At 36.0% G+C, this 20887-nt stretch carries 17 protein-coding genes; 16 read left to right on the plus strand and 1 reads right to left on the minus strand.

Features of this window, described 5'->3' with window-relative positions:
- Positions 1-57 precede the first annotated feature (57 nt).
- From LB888_RS10285 to LB888_RS10360, 16 genes are all read left to right on the plus strand, one after another.
- On the plus strand, positions 58-4368 hold the full coding sequence (locus LB888_RS10285; RefSeq protein ID WP_318752849.1) for a PolC-type DNA polymerase III: 4311 nt from the start codon (positions 58-60) through the stop codon (positions 4366-4368).
- 359 nt (positions 4369-4727) lie between these two features.
- The gene (locus LB888_RS10290) at positions 4728-5582 is read left to right on the plus strand and encodes a S1 RNA-binding domain-containing protein (protein WP_318752850.1); all 855 of its coding nucleotides are present in this window, start codon (positions 4728-4730) and stop codon (positions 5580-5582) included.
- Entirely contained in the window at positions 5582-6478 is an 897-nt protein-coding gene (gene xerD, locus LB888_RS10295; RefSeq protein ID WP_318752851.1) for a site-specific tyrosine recombinase XerD, read from the plus strand. The genes LB888_RS10290 and xerD overlap by 1 nt, the downstream gene beginning before the upstream one ends.
- A 107-nt stretch (positions 6479-6585) precedes the next feature.
- Complete coding sequence (gene deoB / locus LB888_RS10300) at positions 6586-7758, plus strand: phosphopentomutase (protein WP_318752852.1); 1173 nt, start codon at positions 6586-6588, stop codon at positions 7756-7758.
- Between the two features lie 10 nt (positions 7759-7768).
- Positions 7769-8572 carry a purine-nucleoside phosphorylase gene (locus tag LB888_RS10305; RefSeq protein ID WP_078755560.1) on the plus strand — a complete coding sequence of 268 codons (804 nt, stop codon included), beginning with the start codon at positions 7769-7771 and terminating at the stop codon, positions 8570-8572.
- A 245-nt stretch (positions 8573-8817) separates the two neighbouring features.
- Positions 8818-9216: a hypothetical protein gene (locus LB888_RS10310; RefSeq protein WP_318752853.1), complete on the plus strand. Its 399-nt coding sequence runs from the start codon at positions 8818-8820 to the stop codon at positions 9214-9216.
- A 22-nt stretch (positions 9217-9238) separates the two neighbouring features.
- Positions 9239-9976, plus strand: coding sequence for a segregation and condensation protein A (locus LB888_RS10315; protein ID WP_078755562.1), 738 nt, complete (start codon positions 9239-9241; stop codon positions 9974-9976).
- Positions 9977-9986: 10 nt separating this feature from the next.
- A complete protein-coding gene (gene scpB, locus LB888_RS10320; RefSeq protein WP_276649936.1) occupies positions 9987-10583 on the plus strand; it encodes an SMC-Scp complex subunit ScpB in 597 nt (198 codons plus the stop codon).
- Positions 10583-11305 (plus strand): pseudouridine synthase, encoded by a 723-nt coding sequence (locus tag LB888_RS10325; RefSeq protein WP_318752854.1) that lies wholly within the window; start codon positions 10583-10585, stop codon positions 11303-11305. The genes scpB and LB888_RS10325 overlap by 1 nt, the downstream gene beginning before the upstream one ends.
- A 388-nt stretch (positions 11306-11693) precedes the next feature.
- A complete protein-coding gene (locus LB888_RS10330; protein ID WP_318752855.1) occupies positions 11694-13448 on the plus strand; it encodes an ABC transporter ATP-binding protein in 1755 nt (584 codons plus the stop codon).
- Complete coding sequence (locus LB888_RS10335) at positions 13445-15241, plus strand: ABC transporter ATP-binding protein (protein WP_318752856.1); 1797 nt, start codon at positions 13445-13447, stop codon at positions 15239-15241. The genes LB888_RS10330 and LB888_RS10335 overlap by 4 nt, the downstream gene beginning before the upstream one ends.
- 525 nt (positions 15242-15766) lie before the next feature.
- Positions 15767-17047: a hypothetical protein gene (locus tag LB888_RS10340; protein WP_318752857.1), complete on the plus strand. Its 1281-nt coding sequence runs from the start codon at positions 15767-15769 to the stop codon at positions 17045-17047.
- Between the two features lie 354 nt (positions 17048-17401).
- Positions 17402-18067, plus strand: a complete 666-nt coding sequence (locus LB888_RS10345) for a uracil-DNA glycosylase (protein ID WP_318752858.1) — start codon at positions 17402-17404, stop codon at positions 18065-18067.
- Between the two features lie 178 nt (positions 18068-18245).
- Entirely contained in the window at positions 18246-18470 is a 225-nt protein-coding gene (locus LB888_RS10350; protein ID WP_066124049.1) for a DUF2829 domain-containing protein, read from the plus strand.
- Positions 18463-19230: a 3-oxoacyl-ACP reductase gene (locus LB888_RS10355; RefSeq protein WP_318752859.1), complete on the plus strand. Its 768-nt coding sequence runs from the start codon at positions 18463-18465 to the stop codon at positions 19228-19230. The genes LB888_RS10350 and LB888_RS10355 overlap by 8 nt, the downstream gene beginning before the upstream one ends.
- 117 nt (positions 19231-19347) lie before the next feature.
- On the plus strand, positions 19348-19887 hold the full coding sequence (locus LB888_RS10360) for a QueT transporter family protein (protein WP_318752860.1): 540 nt from the start codon (positions 19348-19350) through the stop codon (positions 19885-19887).
- A gap of 772 nt (positions 19888-20659) precedes the next feature.
- Here LB888_RS10360 and LB888_RS10365 read toward each other — a convergent pair.
- Entirely contained in the window at positions 20660-20842 is a 183-nt protein-coding gene (locus LB888_RS10365; RefSeq protein ID WP_078755571.1) for a YjzD family protein, read from the minus strand.
- Positions 20843-20887: the final 45 nt, after the last annotated feature.

A 20887-nucleotide genomic window follows, 5' to 3' on the forward strand; every position in this document is an offset into this window, starting at 1 on the left:
GTGACGCAGGTGACTTTATCCGCCTCCTTTTCTTTATGTTAGTGGAAATGGAGGATAATGATGGACAAGACAGAATTATTTCAACATTTGTTAAATCAAATTCAATTGCAAGATGAAGATATTTTAGATGCTTTATCGCAAACAGCTATTGAGCATGTCGATATTTTAGCACAATCAAATCAATGGCATTTTCATTTGAAAAGTGCCGAACGATTCCATCCACATGTTTATAATGTTTTTATACACCATTTGCGCATGGCTTTTTCAGCTATTGCTAAAGTGGAGGTTTGGTGGCAGTTTGATCATGATCAAATGACTGATGAAACTATTTTAGATTATTGGACGGCCGTTTTAAGTGTCGTTTCAATGGAAAAACCATTCGTTAAAACACTTTTAGGTTCAGCTAAGCATCAATTGGATGGTCGAACAATTAAAGTTGCTTTAGCAATGGAACAACAAATTGATGTTATCCAAAACCAATATCATGCGTTATTAATGGAACATTTATCAAGAGTTGGAATTAATAATATTCAGATTGAATATTATTTTGATGAAAAATTGCACGAAGCAGAACGTTTAAGTGTCATGGAACGTAAGATGTTGGAAGATGAAAAAAATCTTAAAGAAGCTATGGAAATGGCTGAAAAGCGTCAACAACAAACGCGTATCGAAGTACCTGTTAATAATAGTGATATTAAACCAATCGGTAAAGACATTACTAGTAATATTATTACCCCCATCAAAGAGTTGCCTGATAATCAATTCAGACAAGTCATTGAAGGATATGTCTTTAGTAAAGAAATTAAAGATTTACGTTCTGGCAATCAATTAATGATTTTAAAAGTCACGGACTATACGAGTTCGGTAACTGTAAAATTAATGAGTGGACGCGGTATTAAAAAAGAATCATTTACCTTGTATAATAAGGGGGACTGGTTACGTCTAGAAGGGGATATGGTGCCGGATAACTTTACATCGGAATTAGACTTTAGACCGCGTAGTATTCGTCATATTACCCATAGCGAAAGGGTTGATCGTGCCCCAGAGGGAGAAAAACGGGTCGAATTGCATTTACATTCGAATATGAGTCAAATGGATGCTACTAATAGTGTTAGTGATTTTATTAAACAGGCTGCTAAATGGGGGCATCCAGCTATTGCTATTACCGATCATGGAGCAGCCCAAGCCTTTCCAGAAGCTTATTCAGCAGGAAAAGCGAATAATATTAAGGTGCTCTACGGTATTGAAGCCTATGTCGTTAATGATGGTGAACCGATTGCTTATTATCCACAACCAATCGAGTTGGATTCCGCTACCTATGTAGTGTTTGACGTGGAAACAACGGGACTTTCGGCTGTTTACGATAAGATTATTGAATTAGCTGGTGTTAAAATGCAAAATGGAGAAGTGATCGATACGTTTGAAGCCTTTATTAATCCTGGGCATCCGCTTTCTGCCTTTACGACAGAGTTAACCGGTATTACTGATGCGATGTTGCAAGATGCACCACCGGAAGCCGAAGTTTTACAAAAATTTTATGAATTTAGTAAAGATACAATTTTAGTCGCTCATAATGCGAGCTTTGATATGGGCTTCTTAAATAAGGGCTATCTTCGTGTGGGACTTGAAGAGACAACGCAACCTGTCATTGATACATTAGAGTTATCACGTTTAGTTAATAGTCACTTACGGGCGCATCGTTTAAATACATTAGCAAAACATTATAATATCAATTTAGAACAACATCACCGAGCTGTATTTGATTCGGAAACAACAGGTTATATTTTGTATAAATTATTGGAACAAGCAAAAGATGATTTTAATATGACCTTGCATTCGCAATTAAATGATCAATTAGGTGAGGGTGATAGTTATAAAAATGCTCGCCCATTCCATGCGACGCTCTTAGCGAAAAATCAAAATGGATTAAAAGATTTATTCAAAATCATTTCTGAATCCAATGTTAAGTATTTTTTTAGAACACCACGGATACCGCGAAGTTTATTAGTCAAATACCGTGAAAATTTACTAGTAGGTACGGCTTGTAGTGAAGGTGAAATTTTCACTACGATGATGCAAAAAGGGTATGATGAGACTGCGGAGCTAGTTGATTTTTATGATTATATTGAACTTCAACCAAAATCAGTTTATCAAACTTTAATCGACCAAGAACAATTAGGTTCAGTTGCCGATTTAGAAAATATTATGCGTGAATTAGTACGTTTAGGTGAAGAAAAGAATATACCCGTTGTTGCGACTGGTAATGTTCATTACTTAGATGAAAAAGATTCAATTTATCGTGAAATTCTAATTAAATCGATGAAAATTAATGCTAATCGCCAAGTATTTTTACCACCTGTTCATTTTAGAACGACGGATGAAATGTTGATGGAATTTGCCTTCTTAGGTAGTGAAAAGGCTAAAGAATTAGTGGTAACCAATACTCAAAAAATTGCTGATTCAATTGATGAGATCGAAGTTATAAAAGATAAACTATTTACGCCTAATATTCCAGGAAGTAATGAAGAAATCCGTCGATTAAGTTATGATAAAGCTCATGAATTATATGGTGATCCATTGCCAGAAATTGTTGAAGCACGTATTGAAAAAGAATTGAATTCGATAATTTCAAATGGTTTTGCGGTTATTTATTTAATTTCCCAAAAACTGGTTCATAAAAGTAATGAAGATGGATACTTAGTTGGTTCACGGGGTTCGGTAGGTTCTTCGTTAGTCGCAACCATGACAGGAATTACTGAAGTCAATCCTTTAGCACCCCATTATTATTGTAAAGAGTGTAAATTCAGTGAATTCTTCACTAAAGGGGAAGTTGGGTCAGGTTTTGATTTACCACCGAAAGACTGTCCAAAGTGTGGCAAGCCTTTATACCGAGATGGCCATGACATTCCATTTGAGACCTTCTTAGGATTCTATGGTGATAAAGTACCCGATATTGATTTGAACTTCTCTGGTGAATATCAACCACGTGCCCATGCTTATACCAAAGTATTATTTGGTGAAGATTATGTTTATCGTGCCGGAACCATTTCGACTGTTGCAGAAAAGACCGCATTTGGTTATGTGAGAGGTTATCTTGAAACTACCGGAGAACATATGCCACAAGCAGAAAAAGAACGCTTAGCCAAAGGAATTGAAGGTGTAAAAAGAACGACTGGTCAACATCCGGGAGGGATTATTGTTATTCCAGATTATATGGATGTTTACGATTTTACCCCAGTGCAATATCCAGCTGATGATTTATCAGCCGAATGGCGTACTACCCATTTTGATTTCCACTCGATTCATGACAATGTCTTAAAACTCGATATATTAGGACACGATGATCCGACAATGATTCGTAAATTACAAGATTTAAGTGGCATTGACCCCCAAACCATTCCGATGAATGACCCAGATGTGATGTCTTTATTTAGTGGACCGGAAGCTTTAGGTGTGACGAGTGAGCAAATTTTTTCGGAAACAGGAACTTTGGGCGTACCGGAATTCGGAACTTTCTTTGTTAGAGGGATGTTAACGGAAACCAAACCGAAGACCTTTGCTGAATTACTGCAAATTTCAGGGCTGTCACATGGTACCGACGTTTGGTTAGGGAACGCGCAGGAACTAATCAAAAATAAAACGACGACGCTAGCCAAAGTAATCGGATGTCGTGATGATATTATGGTGACCTTAATGCAATATGGCATTGAAGATGGCTTAGCGTTCAAGATTATGGAAAGTGTCCGTAAAGGGAAAGGGATACCAGATGATTGGCAAGAAACGATGCGTGAAAACAAAGTACCAGAGTGGTATATTGATTCTTGCTTAAAGATTAAGTATATGTTCCCGAAAGCCCATGCGGCCGCCTATATTATGATGGCCTTACGAGTGGCCTACTTTAAAGTGCACTATCCGATGTATTATTATGCTGCCTATTTTTCAATTCGGGCTGAAGATTTCGATTTAGTAGCGATGCATCAAGGAAAAGAGATGGTTAAACGTCGGATTAGAGAAATTCAAGCAAAAGGTTTTGATGCTTCAGTGAAGGAAAAAAGCTTACTAACCGTTCTGGAATTAGCCAATGAAATGCTGGAGCGTGGCTTTAAATTTTCGATGATTGATGTGGATAAATCAGAAGCTGATGTCTTTAAAATTGAAGGAGATACGCTCATACCACCATTCAATGCGGTATCTGGTTTAGGTCTAAGTGTCGCCCAACAGATCGTTAAAGCACGATCAGAAGCTCCATTTATTTCCAAAGAAGATTTACAAAAACGTGGCAAAGTTTCGAAAACAATTATTGAATATCTTTCTGAAAATGGGGTCTTAGACCATTTACCAGACCAAGATCAATTAAGCTTATTTTAAGGATAGTTGAGTTAATTGAGAGTAGACATAAGGTGAAAAACATTAGTTTGTTTAATTAATCTGTCGCGATTGACATAATCGAGTAGTTACAAATAAATTCTCAAGGAGTGTTATTTGGTCATTCAACGATGATGCCCTGTTTCACTCTATTGGGTAGAATGACAGGTAATAACATAATACTTAAATTTATGAAGTACTGCTTGAGTTGAACTTAAGCAGTGCTTTTTTCAAGATGAAAGTTATGATAAAAAGTAAATCAGTGATGGTTTGAATAAGATTAGTCATAGAGAAATTAATGTTTTTGAAAGCATTTTATAGTGAATTATGTTAAAATATTGAATGAATGTGAGGTGTTGTTAGTGAAATATGGACAAATCGTCGTCGGTAAAATTACTGATGAGAATGAACAAGCTTATTATGCACAGTATGAAGGGATTACCTTCGAATTAAATAAAAAAACAACCGAGGATACTTATACATTAGGAGAAACGGTTGAAGGGATGATTTATGAGAATCGCTTTAACCAAAAAGTGATGCAAACAGAGTTACCTTTAATTCGGCCGGGATATTATGGTTGGGGAACCGTCATCAGTGTGCGTAAGGATTTAGGTGTTTTTATTGATGTCGGATTAGAAGAAAAAGATGTCGTGATGTCACTGGATTATTTACCAGAGAATAAACAGTTATGGCCGAAGAAAGGTGATAAACTTTATCTAACTTTCTTTGTAGATGATAAGAATCGTTTTTGGGGACAATTTGCTGAAGTAGAACAATTTAATCAATTATTTAAAAAAGCACCTGAACGATTAATGAATCAAGAATTAAAGGTGACAGTCTATCAAGTGAAATTAGCTGGGGCATTAGCCATTTCTGAAGAAGGATTTAGAGTTTTCATTCATGAGAGTGAACAAACTGAAACATTAAGATTAGGGCAAGAAGTCACAGTGCGTGTGGTAAATGTTGCACGAGATGGTTCTTTAAATGGTTCTATGCGACCGCGCGCTCATGAAGCGATCACCGATGATGCGCAAATGATTTTAGCTATTTTAGACAAAACACCTAATGGATTTTTAGCTTTGCATGATAAATCAGACCCAGAAGCCATTCAAGCACAATTAGGGATTAGTAAAGCTCAATTTAAACGCGCCATAGGTAATCTTTTAAAAAATAAAAAAATCAGACAAGAGAAAAATGAAGGAATTTATCAATTATAATGTTAAGTTCCTATATTGAAGATTTTAAGCGATACTTATTATTAGACCAGGCGCGTTCTAGTAATACAATTGAAAGTTATGGCCGTGACTTGCGAAAGTTTAATGAGTTTGTTAAAGCACAAAACATTGAGACGATGTTACAATTAAATAAACCTTTAATCCAAAATTTTTTAGCACAGTTAAAAGCTGAACATTACTCAGCGAGTTCAACCAATCGCATGTTATCCAGTTTAAAACAATTTTTTAATTACTTGGTAATCGAAAAGGTCATCGAACAATCGCCGATGACCATGATTAAAAGTGCTAAAAAGCCCAAACGTCTACCTAAAGCACTAACGGTTAATGAAATTGATGATTTATTACAAGCTCCTGATTTAAGTACGGCTTGGGGGATTCGTGATCGAGCTATTTTGGAAGTGATGTACGCGAGTGGCCTAAGAGTGAGTGAATTGACCCATTTATCGATGCGACATTGTCATCTAGAGTTAGGCTTTATCCGAACGATTGGTAAGGGCAATAAAGAAAGAATCGTTCCGATAGGTGAAGAAGCAACCTATTGGATGCAACGCTATTTTGAAGAAGTTAGACCCGCATTTCAACGTAAAGGGAAACCAACTGATATTGTCTTTTTAACTGAGCGCGGTAAACCTTTTACTAGACAAGGTATTTGGAAAAACATTAAGAAATACGTAGCGCAAATAGGACTGGATAATGATGCCGTTTCGCCACATGTTTTACGGCATTCATTTGCGACGCATTTATTAGAACATGGAGCCGATTTAAGGATGGTACAAGAATTATTAGGACATTCTGATATTTCTACCACTCAAATATATACCCATATTTCTAAAACACGTCTGCAAGAAGTATATCGGAAAGCTTTTCCACGTTCTTGATAACAGGTCAAACGCTTAATAGACATCCTATCGAAATTAAATTAGATAACTATTAATTTAGATAACAAATGTAATTATTAATCATTTTAAAGAAAGAAGGAAGTTATATGACAAAATTTAATCGTATCCATCTCATTGTAATGGATTCAGTCGGAATCGGGGAAGCACCAGATGCTAAAGATTTTGGTGATGTGGGTGCTCATACTTTAGGCAATATCGCCAAAACTGCAGGACTAGCACTTCCTCATTTAACTGAATTAGGTTTAGTCAATATCGAACCCTTGCATGGAATGACCCCAGTTGATCAAACGAAAGGATATTGGACTAAATTAGAAGAAATTTCTGCAGGGAAAGATACGATGACAGGTCACTGGGAAATTATGGGATTACATATTAAGACTCCTTTTCGTGTTTTCCCTGATGGTTTCCCTCAAGAATTACTAGATAAAATTGAAGCTTTTTCTGGGCGTAAAATTGTTTGTAATTTACCATACTCTGGTACAGAAGTGTTAGAAGACTATGGTAAACATCAAATGGAAACAGGGGACTTAATTGTTTATACTTCTGCTGACTCCGTATTACAAATAGCTGCTCATGAAGAAGTGATACCATTAGAAGAGTTATACCGTATTTGTGAGTATGCTCGTGAAATTACTTTAGAAGATCCCTATATGTTAGGCCGAATTATTGCGCGTCCTTATGTTGGGGAACCAGGTAATTTTGTGCGGACCGCAAATCGTCATGACTATGCGTTGAGTCCATTTTCGGATACGACTTTAGATTTCTTAAAAAATGCAGGAAAAAGTGTTGTTTCAGTTGGTAAGATTGCTGATATTTATAATGAAAAAGGAATTACTGAAAGCAATCGTACGCAAAATAATATGGATGGTGTTGACACCTTATTACGTGTTATGGATCAAGACTTTACTGGCTTAAGTTTTACCAACTTAGTCGATTTTGATGCTGTCTATGGTCATCGTCGTAACCCAGAAGGCTATGCCCAAGCGTTAGAAGAATTTGATGCACGTCTTCCTGAAATTTATGAAAAAATGCAAGAAGACGACTTATTAATCATTACTGCCGACCATGGAAATGATCCAACCTTTACTGGTACCGACCATACTCGCGAGTATGTGCCAATTTTAGTTTATAGTCCGTCATTAATGGAACCAAAAGAATTACAAGCGACTCACTTTGCAGACATTGCAGCAACCATTTCTGATAATTTCGAGGTTGAATCAACCGGACTTGGCCAATCATTCTTATCTCAATTAATTTAGGAGGCATAATATGTTTACAGAAACCACTCAATATTTAATCAAACAAGGTATCGTAGAGCCGCAAATCGCATTAATTTTAGGTTCTGGGCTAGGTGAATTAGCGGATGAGATTGAAAACAAAATCGTCATTCCTTACGAAGACATTCCCAATTTCCCTGTTTCAACAGTTGCGGGTCATGCGGGGCAATTGGTATACGGTGAGTTAGAAGGTAAAAAAGTTATTGCATTACAAGGACGTTTTCATTATTACGAAGGCTATGATTTACAAACCGTCACTTATCCCGTGCGTGTTTTCAAAGAATTAGGCTGTAAAACAGTGATTGTAACCAATGCAGCGGGTGGAGTGAATGAAAACTTTACGCCAGGGGACTTAATGATCATTACAGATCAATTAAACATCACCGGAGAAAATCCTTTAATTGGAGCGAATATTGACGATCATGGTCCACGTTTTGTCGATATGTCTGAAGCTTATAGTAAAAGAGGGCAAGCTTTACTAAAAGAAGTGGCTCAAGAGATTGGGATTACTTTACAAGAAGGGGTTTATACTTGGTTTACAGGACCAACTTACGAAACACCAGCGGAAATTCGTTATGCACGTACTATCGGTGGGGATGCTGTAGGGATGTCAACGGTGCCGGAAGTGATTGTAGCAAAACACTGTGGCTTGGAAGTCATTGGTATTTCATGTATTACTAATTATGCAGCAGGTATGCAAGCAAGCTTAAATCATGAAGAAGTGATGGAATATTCACAAAAAGCGAAACCTAATTTCAAAAAATTATTACGCGGCACCATCGCTCGCTTAGATTAAGGTGGGGAATCGAGGTTTACTAAACGTCTATCTTCATTTTTAAAGCTGATTGTTCTGAGGAAAGATTTGCAATTTTCGTCTTTTAATGTTAGTATATTTCGGTGATTAAGAGTTCTATAGCAAAACCTGAGTGAATCTCAGACAACGAATTAATATCAATTTAAATTAACAAAATCGAAGTTCAAATGAACAGAACTCTTTGAAAGGAATCATTTGTGCTTCAAAATTATGGAAAGAGGCATTACATGCTTATACGTTCAAAAAATAAAAATGAAAAAATAGTATGGGGATTATTGTCATATACATTTGATGATTCAATGACATCGGCAGAGCAGCATGAGGTCATTGAATCGATTAAAGAAAATCCTAATTATGAGATTTTTCTATATAAAGGAGAAGACTCAGACAACTACATCGGAGTTATGGTAGTTGAAATTAATAAAAACGTATCTGAGGAGATTGAAATGGCAATTTCCATTCATCGTGCTGCCCTATTACCGTCTTATCGGACAGAAGGATTAGGCTATCAAATGTATGTCGAATTAAGAGACTTATATCCTGAAGCCTCGATTCAGGGTTCGATTTTGATGAGTGAAATCGTTAAAAATTGGTCGATTCGATATCGTGAGGAAAATCAAGAATAGTAAGTTAGAGGAGTAAATCGAGATGACCAAAGAAATACTGAAACTAGAGTTAGAAGCATTTCAAGGTCCTTTCGATTTGCTTTTGCATTTAATTAAAGAATTAAAAGTAGATATAAATGATATTCCAATGACTGAAATTACGGAACAATATATTGCCTATATTAAAAGTATGCAAGAATTGGAATTAGATATAGCCGGAGAATATTTAGTAATGGCTGCTACTTTATTAGAAATCAAGTCGCGGATGTTGTTACCGATTGAGCCGATAGAAGACATCGATAGTGAATATGAAGGTGACCCTAGGGAAATCTTAGTACAACAACTCTTAATGTATCAACAATTTCAGCAAGTGGCTACTGCCTTAGAAATTAAAGAAGCTAATCGTTCACATTTATTCACCAGACCGGCGGAAGATTTATCAAAATATCAAAGCGCAATTCCTTTACCAGAAAATGAAATATCCTTAGCACAATTAGCGGATGCTTTTTCATTAGCCTTACAACGTGAATTAGCACGAGCTCCAAAAGAAAGACAAATTGAACATGATCCGCTAACGGTAGAACAGAAAATTGCTGAAATACGTACTATCATTCAAACTCAAAGGGGAAAAATTAAATTTTCATCACTTTTAAATTCCCATTCGCGTCATGAAATTATTACGACTTTTATGGCGGTACTGGAAATGGTGAGAAAGCAGTCGATTGTCTTTTACCAAGAAGAAGCACTCGCCCCGATTACGATTAAGGCAGTTGCACAATAGGAGGAATTTTTTGGAATCATTAATTAAAAGAATTCATGGCATCTTATTTGTTGCTGGCAATGAAGGAGTAACGAGAGAGCAACTTGCTAACGCTTTGGAAGTTCCTTTAACGGATGTGACCAATGCACTGCAACAATTATCATTGGACTTACAACATGATGCGCAGTCGCCGATTGAATTGGTAAACTTTAATCAGCAATATCGCTTAATTACAAAGCAGGAACTCGAATTCGATGTCGAAAAATTTGCCCAGTCACCACTTACGCAACAACTATCAAGAGCAGCCATCGAAACCTTAGCCATTATCGCCTATCGTCAACCGATTACCCGTATGGGGATTGACGAGATTCGTGGCGTACAATCCAGTGGTATGTTACAACGATTGTTATTAAGAGATTTAATTAAAGAAGTGGGGCGTGTAGAAGCACCAGGCCGTCCAGTTTTATATGGCACGACGGATTATTTTATGGATTATTTCGGTTTAACCACTTTAGAAGATTTACCGGAAATTGAACCACTGGCCTTGCATGGTCAACCGGTCAATGAATCATTATTTTCAACCAAACAATGGGAAATTGAATATTTTGACGAAGAGGAGTCAGATTAATGGAAAGACTACAAAAAGTAATGGCACACGCAGGGGTAGATAGTCGTCGTAAATGTGAAACTATTATTCAAGAAGGACGCGTAACGGTTAATGGGACAGTTGTCACTGAATTAGGATTCAAGGTATCGGCCAATGATAAAATTGAAGTCGATGGCGTGCCGATTTACCGTGAACACCCAGTGTATATTTTAATGTATAAACCTAAATCTTATATTAGTGCGGTTAGTGACGACAAAGGTCGTCCAGTGGTAGTAGATTTATTACCACAAATCGAGGAACGGATTTATCCTGTAGGTCGATTAGACTATGACACAACCGGCTTACTATTATTAACCAATGATGGTGACTTTGCGAATTTAATGATGCACCCAAGTTCGCAAATGGATAAAGTCTATATTGCGAAAGTCAATGGGATACCGGATATTCAGGCGCTAAGACGTTTAGAACGCGGCATCGTTATTGATGGTAAGAAAACCAGTAAAGCCAGAGCAGAATTAATTAACTTTAATAAAGATAATAATACAGCAATTGTACAATTAACGATTCATGAAGGATGGAATCACCAAGTAAAACGAATGTTTGAAGCAGTCGGCCATCCGGTAATGAAGTTAAAACGTGAACGTTATGCCTTTTTAGACTTGAAAGGTTTACAACCTGGCGACTCACGCGATTTAACGGCTTTTGAAGTAAATAAATTAATTCAAATGGCTGAAAATCGTTAAAAGTGACTGAACAGCGGGAATGGCCAAGCAGTAGAATAGCGATTGATTTTGGTTGCGTCTGCTACACCCTAAATTGTGAGTAGGATCAAACGGCGTTTTAATGACTCGGTTTAGACCAATCACTGGTAACATGCAAAATCATTTGACTGATTTGATGCTTAGCACGATACGATTGCTAATCAATAAAGAAACTTATAAGAGTGGGAATAAAAAGTGAAAATCCGGTGATTTTTACTTTATCCACTCCTTTTTTTATTTGTATTGAGAAGAATACTATTAACTAAAACATATGAAAAATCAGTTCTCATGATATAGGTTAACAGTGTTAACTGATTGACTTATCAAATTTTAATGGTAAACTAATTATTGATATAAGGAGAGTGGTATTTTGGAGATATTTTCAAGATTAGGATGGTTTTTTAAACAAGAAAAGAAACAATACATTATCGGCGTCTCATTGTTATTTTTAGTAAGTATTTTAGCGACATTAGTGCCAATGGTCATTGCAGCGATTATTGATGGCATGACGGCCAAAACGTTAACAACCAATCAATTGTGGATTTGGATTGCTATATTATTAGCTATTGCTATTGCCCAGTATATTATGCGCTATTTTTGGCGAATGAATATTTTTGGAACAGGGGCTAAATTAGAAAAAATCCTGCGTCGTCGTTTATTTGTTCATTTTACTAAGATGGATTCAGTTTTCTTTCAACAACACCGTACAGGTGATTTAATGGCCCATGCTACGGTTGATGTTACCACGGTGCGAATGGTTGCTGGTGGCGGGATACTGACTTTATTTGACTCTATTTCACAAGGTTTAATGACTATCTTCATGATGTTTTTTGCAGTTGACTGGCGCTTGAGTTTAGCAGCCATTTTACCATTACCATTATTAGCGGTTATTATCCGTTTTAATGGTAAAAAGGTTCATTATCATTTTAGACATGCACAAGAAGCTTTTTCATCCATGAATGATAAAGTTCAAGAAAGTATAAGTGGAATGAAAGTCATTAAGACTTTTGGTGAAGAAGAACGCGATATTGCAGACTTTGAAGATCATACCAAAAAAGTGGTTGAAAAAAACCGCAATGCCTACCGTTATGATGCTTTGTTTAGACCAAGTATTCAAGCGGTGATGGGCTTATCTTCGGTTATTTCAGTCTTTTATGGTGGTTATTTAGTCTCTAAAGGTGAATTAACAGTTGGTTTATTAGTGGCATTTCTAAATTATGTAACCCGCATGGGATGGCCGATGATTGCGATTGGACGGTTATTCAATACATTAGAACGTGGAGCTGTTAGCTACAATCGGATTGAAAATTTATTAAAAAATGAAACCCATATTGTCGAAGCAACAGATGCTATAACAACACCAATTGCTGGTGATATTGAATTTAATATTAATCAATTTACCTATCCAGGTGATCAAGAACCGATATTAGAAGATGTGCATTTTACACTTAAACAAGGACAAACACTGGGAATTGTAGGGAAAACAGGTGCCGGTAAGTCTTCGATATTCAAATTATTAATGCGAGACTATGATCAATATGATGGTCATATTAGCTTTAATGGTTATGATATTAAGGAGTATTCATTAAATTCTTTATTAACGAACATAGGCTTTGTGCCACAAGATAATTTTCTTTTCTCAACTACCGTTCGGGATAATATCCGTTTTGCGGACCCGCAAGCATCCCGAATGGAAGTAGAAGCAGCAGCTAAATTGACGAGTGTCCATGATGATATTGAAGGCTTTTCTAATGGCTATGATACATTAGTTGGTGAACGAGGAGTAGCCCTTTCTGGTGGTCAAAAACAACGTATTTCAATGGCCAGAGCGATGATGATGAACCCGGAATTACTTATTTTAGATGATTCATTATCTGCGGTTGATGCTCGAACCGAAGAAGAAATTTTAAATGCAATAAAAGCCAATCGTCAAAATAAATCGACGATTATTTCAGCTCATCGCATTAGTAGTGTGATGCATGCCGATGAAATCATTGTCATTGATAATGGAACGATTTCAGAAAGAGGCACACATGATGAATTAATTAATTTAGGTGGATGGTATAAAGAAATGTTTGACCGTCAACAATTAGAACAAGAATGGTCGAAAGAGGTGACAGAATGAGTGCACAAGAAACTTATAAATCAGATTGGGCTAGTAAAATGCCCGTAAAAGAACAAATTGATGTTTCTCGTCGCATCATGGCGTTCGCCTTTGAATTTAAAGGCCAATTTATATTAGCAATGATTTTTAGTGCGGTCTCTTCAATTGTGACAGTTGCAATGCCGCGTGTCATTCAAACATATATTGATAAGTATTTAGGAAATACTAGTGGTACCTTACAAACAGCTTTATTATTTGCTTTAATTTACTTACTGTTGATTGTCATACAAGCAATCAGTAATTACTATTCTTCTTTTTTATTTAGTATGGCTTCTGAAAAGACCGTAGAATCGATACGAAATAAAATTTTTCGCAAAATTAATGGCTTAGGAATGCGTTATTTTGATCAAACACCAGCCGGTTCTATTGTCTCAAGAATTACGAATGATACCGAAACATTAAAAGATTTTTGGGTGGTCTTCTTCTCGTTATTTGAAGGGATTGTCACCGCTACATCGGTTTTTGTAGGAATGTTTATATTAAATCCGAAGATGGCCTTAATCTTCTTAGGTTTCTTACCGATAATGTTAGCTGTTATTTGGTATTATCAATCTTATAGTTCACGCGTTTATCGTACTTTACGAGAAAATTTAAGTCGATTAAATACTAAATTGAATGAGAATATTACAGGAATGTCTGTTGTTCAACATTTCAGACAAGAACAACGGATGATTGATGAGTTTGATATTGATAACGAAGAACAGTATAGAGGACGTCGCAAAATGATTTCGATGCATGCATTAATGCTTAATCCTTTTATTGCGTTATTAGAATCAATATCATTAGCTATTGTCTTTTATGTTTTAGGAAATCAATTTTTTGACGGAACGATTGAAGTGGGGATTGTTTATGCCTTTACTCAATATAGTACGACCTTCTTTAGACCGATGGGCATGATGATGGAAAGCTTAAGCCAAATGCAAGACGGAGTGGTTTCAAGTTCACGTATTTTGCGGGTCATGAATCATACAGAGTTAGTACCTGAACAATTAGTGAATGATGAAGCGACAATTGATCAGGCAAAAGTTGAATTTAAAAATGTATCTTTTTCATACGATGGCAAACAAGATGTCTTAAAGGATATTACTTTTACGGTTAATCCTGGAGAAACAGTTGCTTTAGTAGGTCATACAGGTAGTGGTAAAAGTTCTATTATCAATGTGTTAATGCGATTTTATGAATACCATGCCGGTGATGTGTTAATTGATGGTCATAGTTTAAGGGAGTTTAGTTATGAACACTTAAGAGACCAAGTAGGACTAGTATTGCAAGATTCATTTTTATTTTATGGTGATGTAGCGCGTAATATTCGATTATTAGATACCTCCATAAGTGATGAAGAAATTAAAGCAGCGGCGCGATTTGTTAATGCCGACACCTTTATCGAAACGGATCCTAAAGGTTATCATAAGAAAGTCATTGAACGGGGTGCCAGTTATTCTAGTGGTCAAAAACAATTAATTTCCTTTGCTAGAACCATGGCACGTCATCCAAAACTATTAATTCTCGATGAGGCAACAGCGAATATTGATACTGAAACGGAAACATATATTCAAAATAGTTTACAAAAGATGCGCCAAGGACGAACAACGATTGCGATTGCTCACCGTTTGAGTACCATTAAGGATGCAAATGAAATATTAGTCTTAGATAAAGGCCGTATTATTGAACGTGGTACCCATGATGAACTAATTGCTTTGCAAGGGACTTATTATCAAATGTATCAGTTGCAATCAATGAGTCACGCATCATAATCAATAAGATGACACCTCTTTTATCGCGAAGACTTCATAAACAGGTTAGTGTTGGTATTGTTCGAATAGGATGGACTAAAGAGGTATTAGCAATATATTTACTAAATGAATCATTAATTTTAAGGCTATCCTATGTAATCGATCTTCATTTCAATCAGCGAAGTTTAGATATATCACTTGCTAACTTAAATGCTAGTCAAAAGACTAATTAGATAATTACTCAACAAAACGGGGATGGGCAGTTGAAGCGGAAATTAACTTATTTTCACTTCTGACCCACTCCGGTTTTGTAGTTTTATTTTGTTGTAGTTGGAAGATACAAAAATTAGGTGTCTTTGATAGTAATATGTTACTAGCTTACAAATGATAGGGAGTGAATAGTTTGTATTACAATGGTGGGCTTGGTTTTGATTAAAGCCCCCTATGTACATCATTGAACCTATTCGCGTATTGTTATAGTTGGTACAAAGGAATATTTCAAATAAAACAATTGAAAACGGATAACAAAAGTCATATAATGAAATTATGGTTAAGATTTTCTTAAGAAAGGAGACGTTTTCCATTAAGAAGTTTATTTTATTATTAAGTGTTTTTTTAATAAGCTATAACAATACGATGGAATTGATTGCTAATGCAGAAGAATCGACGGAAACATCTGAAATTGTGACAGTACAAACAACTAGCGATTTTAGTACAAGTCATTTCTTAGAAGTACAGCCTTTTGATTTGAATCAATTTGACTTTACGGGTACAACGTCTCCTTTAGCAAAATTAAAAATTGATATTTTGCTTGATCAACAAGTGTATACATTTGATGGAGTAGCTGATAACAATGGTCAATTTAATTTTAATAAAGACATTTTATTTGGCCCCGATGTTGTGATTGACGAGTCGTTATTACATTCTATAACGGTCACGAGTACTTCTAATGAAACAAATGAGCAAATACAAGAGTCGCTATATTCTTCCGCGCCACAACCGACATCGCAGACGACTCAATTGACAGCCATTGTAACCTCTAAAACGAATGTTGAATTTTCAAAAACGAATGTCGGCGATATTTTTTTAACAGGATTTGGCGATGGGTATATCATTGAAGCGATAATGTCTAATGGTCAAGCTTATCAAGCTACTTATGTTGGGATGGGATATTTTTATATTGAACTACCATGGAAATTATCAAGTGCTGAACAATTTCAAATTAATATTTATGATGCGAATCAAGTACTCATTGAGACGATTCCCATTACGATGGAGACGAGTGTAGCCGATACGCAAGCTCCTAATGCTCCGACATTAGAACAACATTTAGTTGCGGGACAAATGGTCATCACTGGCTATAGTGAGCCCAACACTTTAGTATTACTGCGTTCAACGACCAAACCACCGGTAATCATTCCTACAGATTCGATGGGTTATTTTTACTTAGAATTATCGACACCATTTGAAGAGGATGATATCATTTCGGTATTTAGTGTGGATTTAGCTGACAATATGTCTGAAAAAGGAATTATCCAAGAGATTGACCCCAATCCAAATCGACCTGCAATACCAACAATTGAACCTGTGCAACAAGCAAGTATGCAACTGAAAGGAAAAGCGGCTTCCAATACATTAATCGTGTTTAAGAGAGTGATAGCAGAAAAAGTTACTTTTCTACAGACAGAAACCGATGAAAAGGGACTGTTTCAGATTAATATAACGACACCTTTATCGCCAGGAGAAACTTTAATCTTTTATTCAGCCCAAATACTAGCCTACAATAATATTATTTTAAGTGAGCCTGTGCAAATTGTATTAGATTAAAATGCTAGCTAAAAACTTTAAATTGAACTGCTCCTGTTAACATAAGACTTAAAAAATTAAGTCAATTTAACAGGGGAAAGTTCTTTTTTGTTTCGTTAAAATTTTTACTCTTGATAAAAACCAATACGGGTTTATTAAGTATTAAACAGTGACTACTCGAGTAAGGAAAAAATTTATCAAGTTTATGCCCAGTCTCTTTATAGAGATGCTTTTACAATCTTCCTGTAGTTTGATAAACTATATGAAGCAGTGAACATCATAAGATTTTAATGATGATCACATTTTCAAGAATGTTTTGAAAAAGGATGATAGGTTACCTTAAACAACCTAAATATTTTATAGATGGAGTTTTTAATGAATAATTGCAATGATGCTAGTAACTGGAATGATTTTTTTGCCGGTTATTTCAATACACCTGCCGGCATTCAATTAAAAAAAGTGGTTGATTTAGAGTATCAAACAAATCAAGTATTTCCTCAATATGAGCAAATCTTTCATGCGTTTAAGCTGACACCATTAAATCAAGTAAGAGTAGTGATTCTCGGACAAGACCCTTATCATGATGATGGTCAAGCGCAAGGATTAGCTTTTTCAGTCCCTGATGGTATGAAGTTACCACCTTCATTGAGAAATATTTTTCAAGAGCTAGCCGATGATTTAGGTGTTGAGCCTCCGCTGTCGGGTGATTTAAGTCATTGGGCAACACAAGGCGTTTTATTGCTTAACACTTCATTGACTGTAAGAGCACATCAAGCTAATTCCCATAAAAATATTGGTTGGGAACCCTTAACCGATCTCGTCATTCAACGATTAAATCAGCAATCACAGCCTATCATTTTTGTTTTGTGGGGTAAACCCGCTCAAAAGAAACGGGCGTTGATTACAAATCCACAACATTATATTTTAGAGGCACCTCATCCAAGTCCTTTATCAGCTTATCGTGGATTTTTTGGTTCAAAACCCTTTAGTAAAATTAATCAAATATTGGATAAGCATCCCATTCAATGGGTTAAAAAATGATTGGCCAAGAATACGATACTCTTTTATAATGGTTGAGCCTGTAGATTTAAAATACAGATTCTATCAAAAAATTAGGCTAATCTAAGTAATATTACACAGCGTTACTAACAATAAAGGATTCATGCGTACTATGTCTATTATAAAACAATAAAAAATTATCAAAAAGGAGTTATTAATCATGACATTTGAAGCAATCTTACCAGAATTAAAAAAAGGAGCTAAAATTATTCGTAAAGGTTGGGGCGGTTATGAAGAATATGTAAAATATATTCCTGAAACGACCATTGAAGGTGTTACCATGACCCCTTATTTTGTCATTATGGTAAAAGGTGAAGGATATAGCATGTTTCAACCAACAGTATGCGACATTTTGGCAGAGGATTGGATGATTGTCAATGACTAGTCCTAAAGTTAAGCGAGAACACTTTTTGCCACAGCAAATGACGGTTATCGTGACAGGTGCTAGTTCTGGCATTGGTTATGCACAAGTACAAGCTTTTTTAAAAGCAGGGCACCAAGTTTTAGCGGTCGATAAAGTATCCTATCCAGATAATCTATCAGAAACAGACCGTTTAATTTTTATCAAAAAAGATTTAACCGACGAAGCTCACGTTAAGGAAGTTTTTGAAGTTTTAAATCAAAAATATGGGCAATTACAAGTACTTTGTAATACGGCAGGAATGCTAGATAATTATCAAACAATTGAACAAACGAGCTTCAGTCAGTGGCAACAGATACTTGCGAATAATCTGACTTCTCAATTTTTAATGGCGAAGTATGCTTTACCGTATTTATTAAAAAATCCGACCTCGCGTATTATCAATATGGCTTCTATAGCGAGCTTAACTGCTGGTGGTGGTGGAGTTGCTTATACAGCCGCTAAACATGCGATTGCAGGACTCACGAAACAGTTAGCCTATGATTATGCTGAACGTGGTCTAAGAGTCAATGCGATCGCACCTGGCGCTATTCAAACACCTATGAATGCGAATGATTTTATCGGTGAAGAGCCAATGGCAAATTGGGTAGCGGATCAAACACCAGTTAAACGGTGGGCTCAACCGGAAGAAGTAGCCGAATTAACAGTGTTTTTAGCGAGCGATGCAGCTGATTATATGCAAGGCGTTGTTCTTCCACTTGACGGTGGTTGGTTAATACGATAAAATAACAGAGTTGTTAATAAACAACACGATGACACTTCGACGGAAGGAATACCTTCTGCATCCTTTGGTCATCGTTATTACTAGGCTAGGATGACAGCCTACAAAGGAGAATCAAAAATGAATCATCAAAGTTATACTGCGCAAAGTCGCACCATGGATTTGGTAAAATCCGCTATAGTCGTGTCTCTCTATATGGTCTTAACCTTATTAGTTGCACCAGTCGCTTATGGTCCAGTTCAATTTAGAATTTCAGAAATGTTAAATTTCTTAGGACTTTATAATCGTCGTTATATTTATGCTGTAACGATGGGCGTCTTTTTAGCAAACTTTTATCAATATGGCCCAGTCGATATGGTCATCGGAAGTTTAACAACATTAGCTTCGATGTTTATTGGTCGTTGGGTAGGGGATTGGTTAGTATCATTAAATGAAAAACACCAATTCTTTAAATATGATCCGATGTTTTTAAGATATTTAGCGATGGCTGTAGTATTTGCCGCAGGATGTATTACCATTGCGATTATGTTAGTAATGGTGGGCGCTGAAGCTGCATTTTGGCCAGTTTACGGTTCGTTATTTGTCAGTGAATTAGTCGTCATGTTATTAGGAATCCCTGTGATGTATGCGATTAGTAAACGTGTTGATTTTAATGCTTAATAAATAAAAATAACCTTATAGTCAAGTAATGATTCCTGTTGGAGTCGCTAGACTATAAGGTTTTTGTTTATTCAATAAAAGCCGATGGGTTAATAAGGGATAACCTCATAAATTTACAATATTCTTACTAGTTGTTTAAAGAGTTAGGATAGCATCAAGAAATCTTAGGATGCTTGTATAATCAACTGATATTCAATCAAAAGGCGACATGCTAACTAAGGCTAGATAGGGTCGCTTATTATAGTGACATATTTGTTTTGAAAGCTGATATCCTGAGTAAAGGTAACGTAGTGACGTTTATCGAATATTCCATAACAACCAAAGGTGACAGACCGACTTTACATTTCTTAGTCTTACTCATTTAACATACTAATTTTGTGTCAAAAGGAGTGTTCTTGACTAATGGTTTCGTACTATCGCTCTGCAAAAAGTCTAATAGCCTATCAAAAGGTGAGCACTTGATTTTACGGTTGTTTTGTTTCAACCATTTTTAAAGATAAAAAACTAATGAAGCATTAAGTGTCTGGGTATAAACTTGATAAATTTAGTTAAGATTATTATTCATTAATTAATAGCGCATTGGTTGAGTGGCCTCAAACTGCGTCTTAAAGAGGGTCGACATCAATTCGATAAAATTAATCAAGTGATTGCTCGATAATAAAAGCGCAGTGGTTGACTGGCCTCAAACTGCGCGGGGGTAGGCCGACGAAGCGAAAATTATTCAATTTTCTACTTCTTGCCCACTCCCTCTCTGTCCATTAGCTTATTTTGATTAATGATCATGTTGGGGTTCTTGCTTTAAAATCGGAGCAATAATGAAAACAGTAATTGCAATAACAATACCTAATATTGAAGCACTTTTAAAGTCATAGGCAGCAGTTGTTAATTGGCTTCCTAAATAATAAGCAACTTGACCTAGAATAAAAGCCCAAACGAGCGTAACGATATATTTCATAATATAACAACCTTCTTTCAGAATTAGTGTAACATAATTAACGAA

The organism is Globicatella sp. PHS-GS-PNBC-21-1553 (assembly GCF_033564055.1).
GTDB lineage: Bacteria > Bacillota > Bacilli > Lactobacillales > Aerococcaceae > Globicatella > Globicatella sulfidifaciens.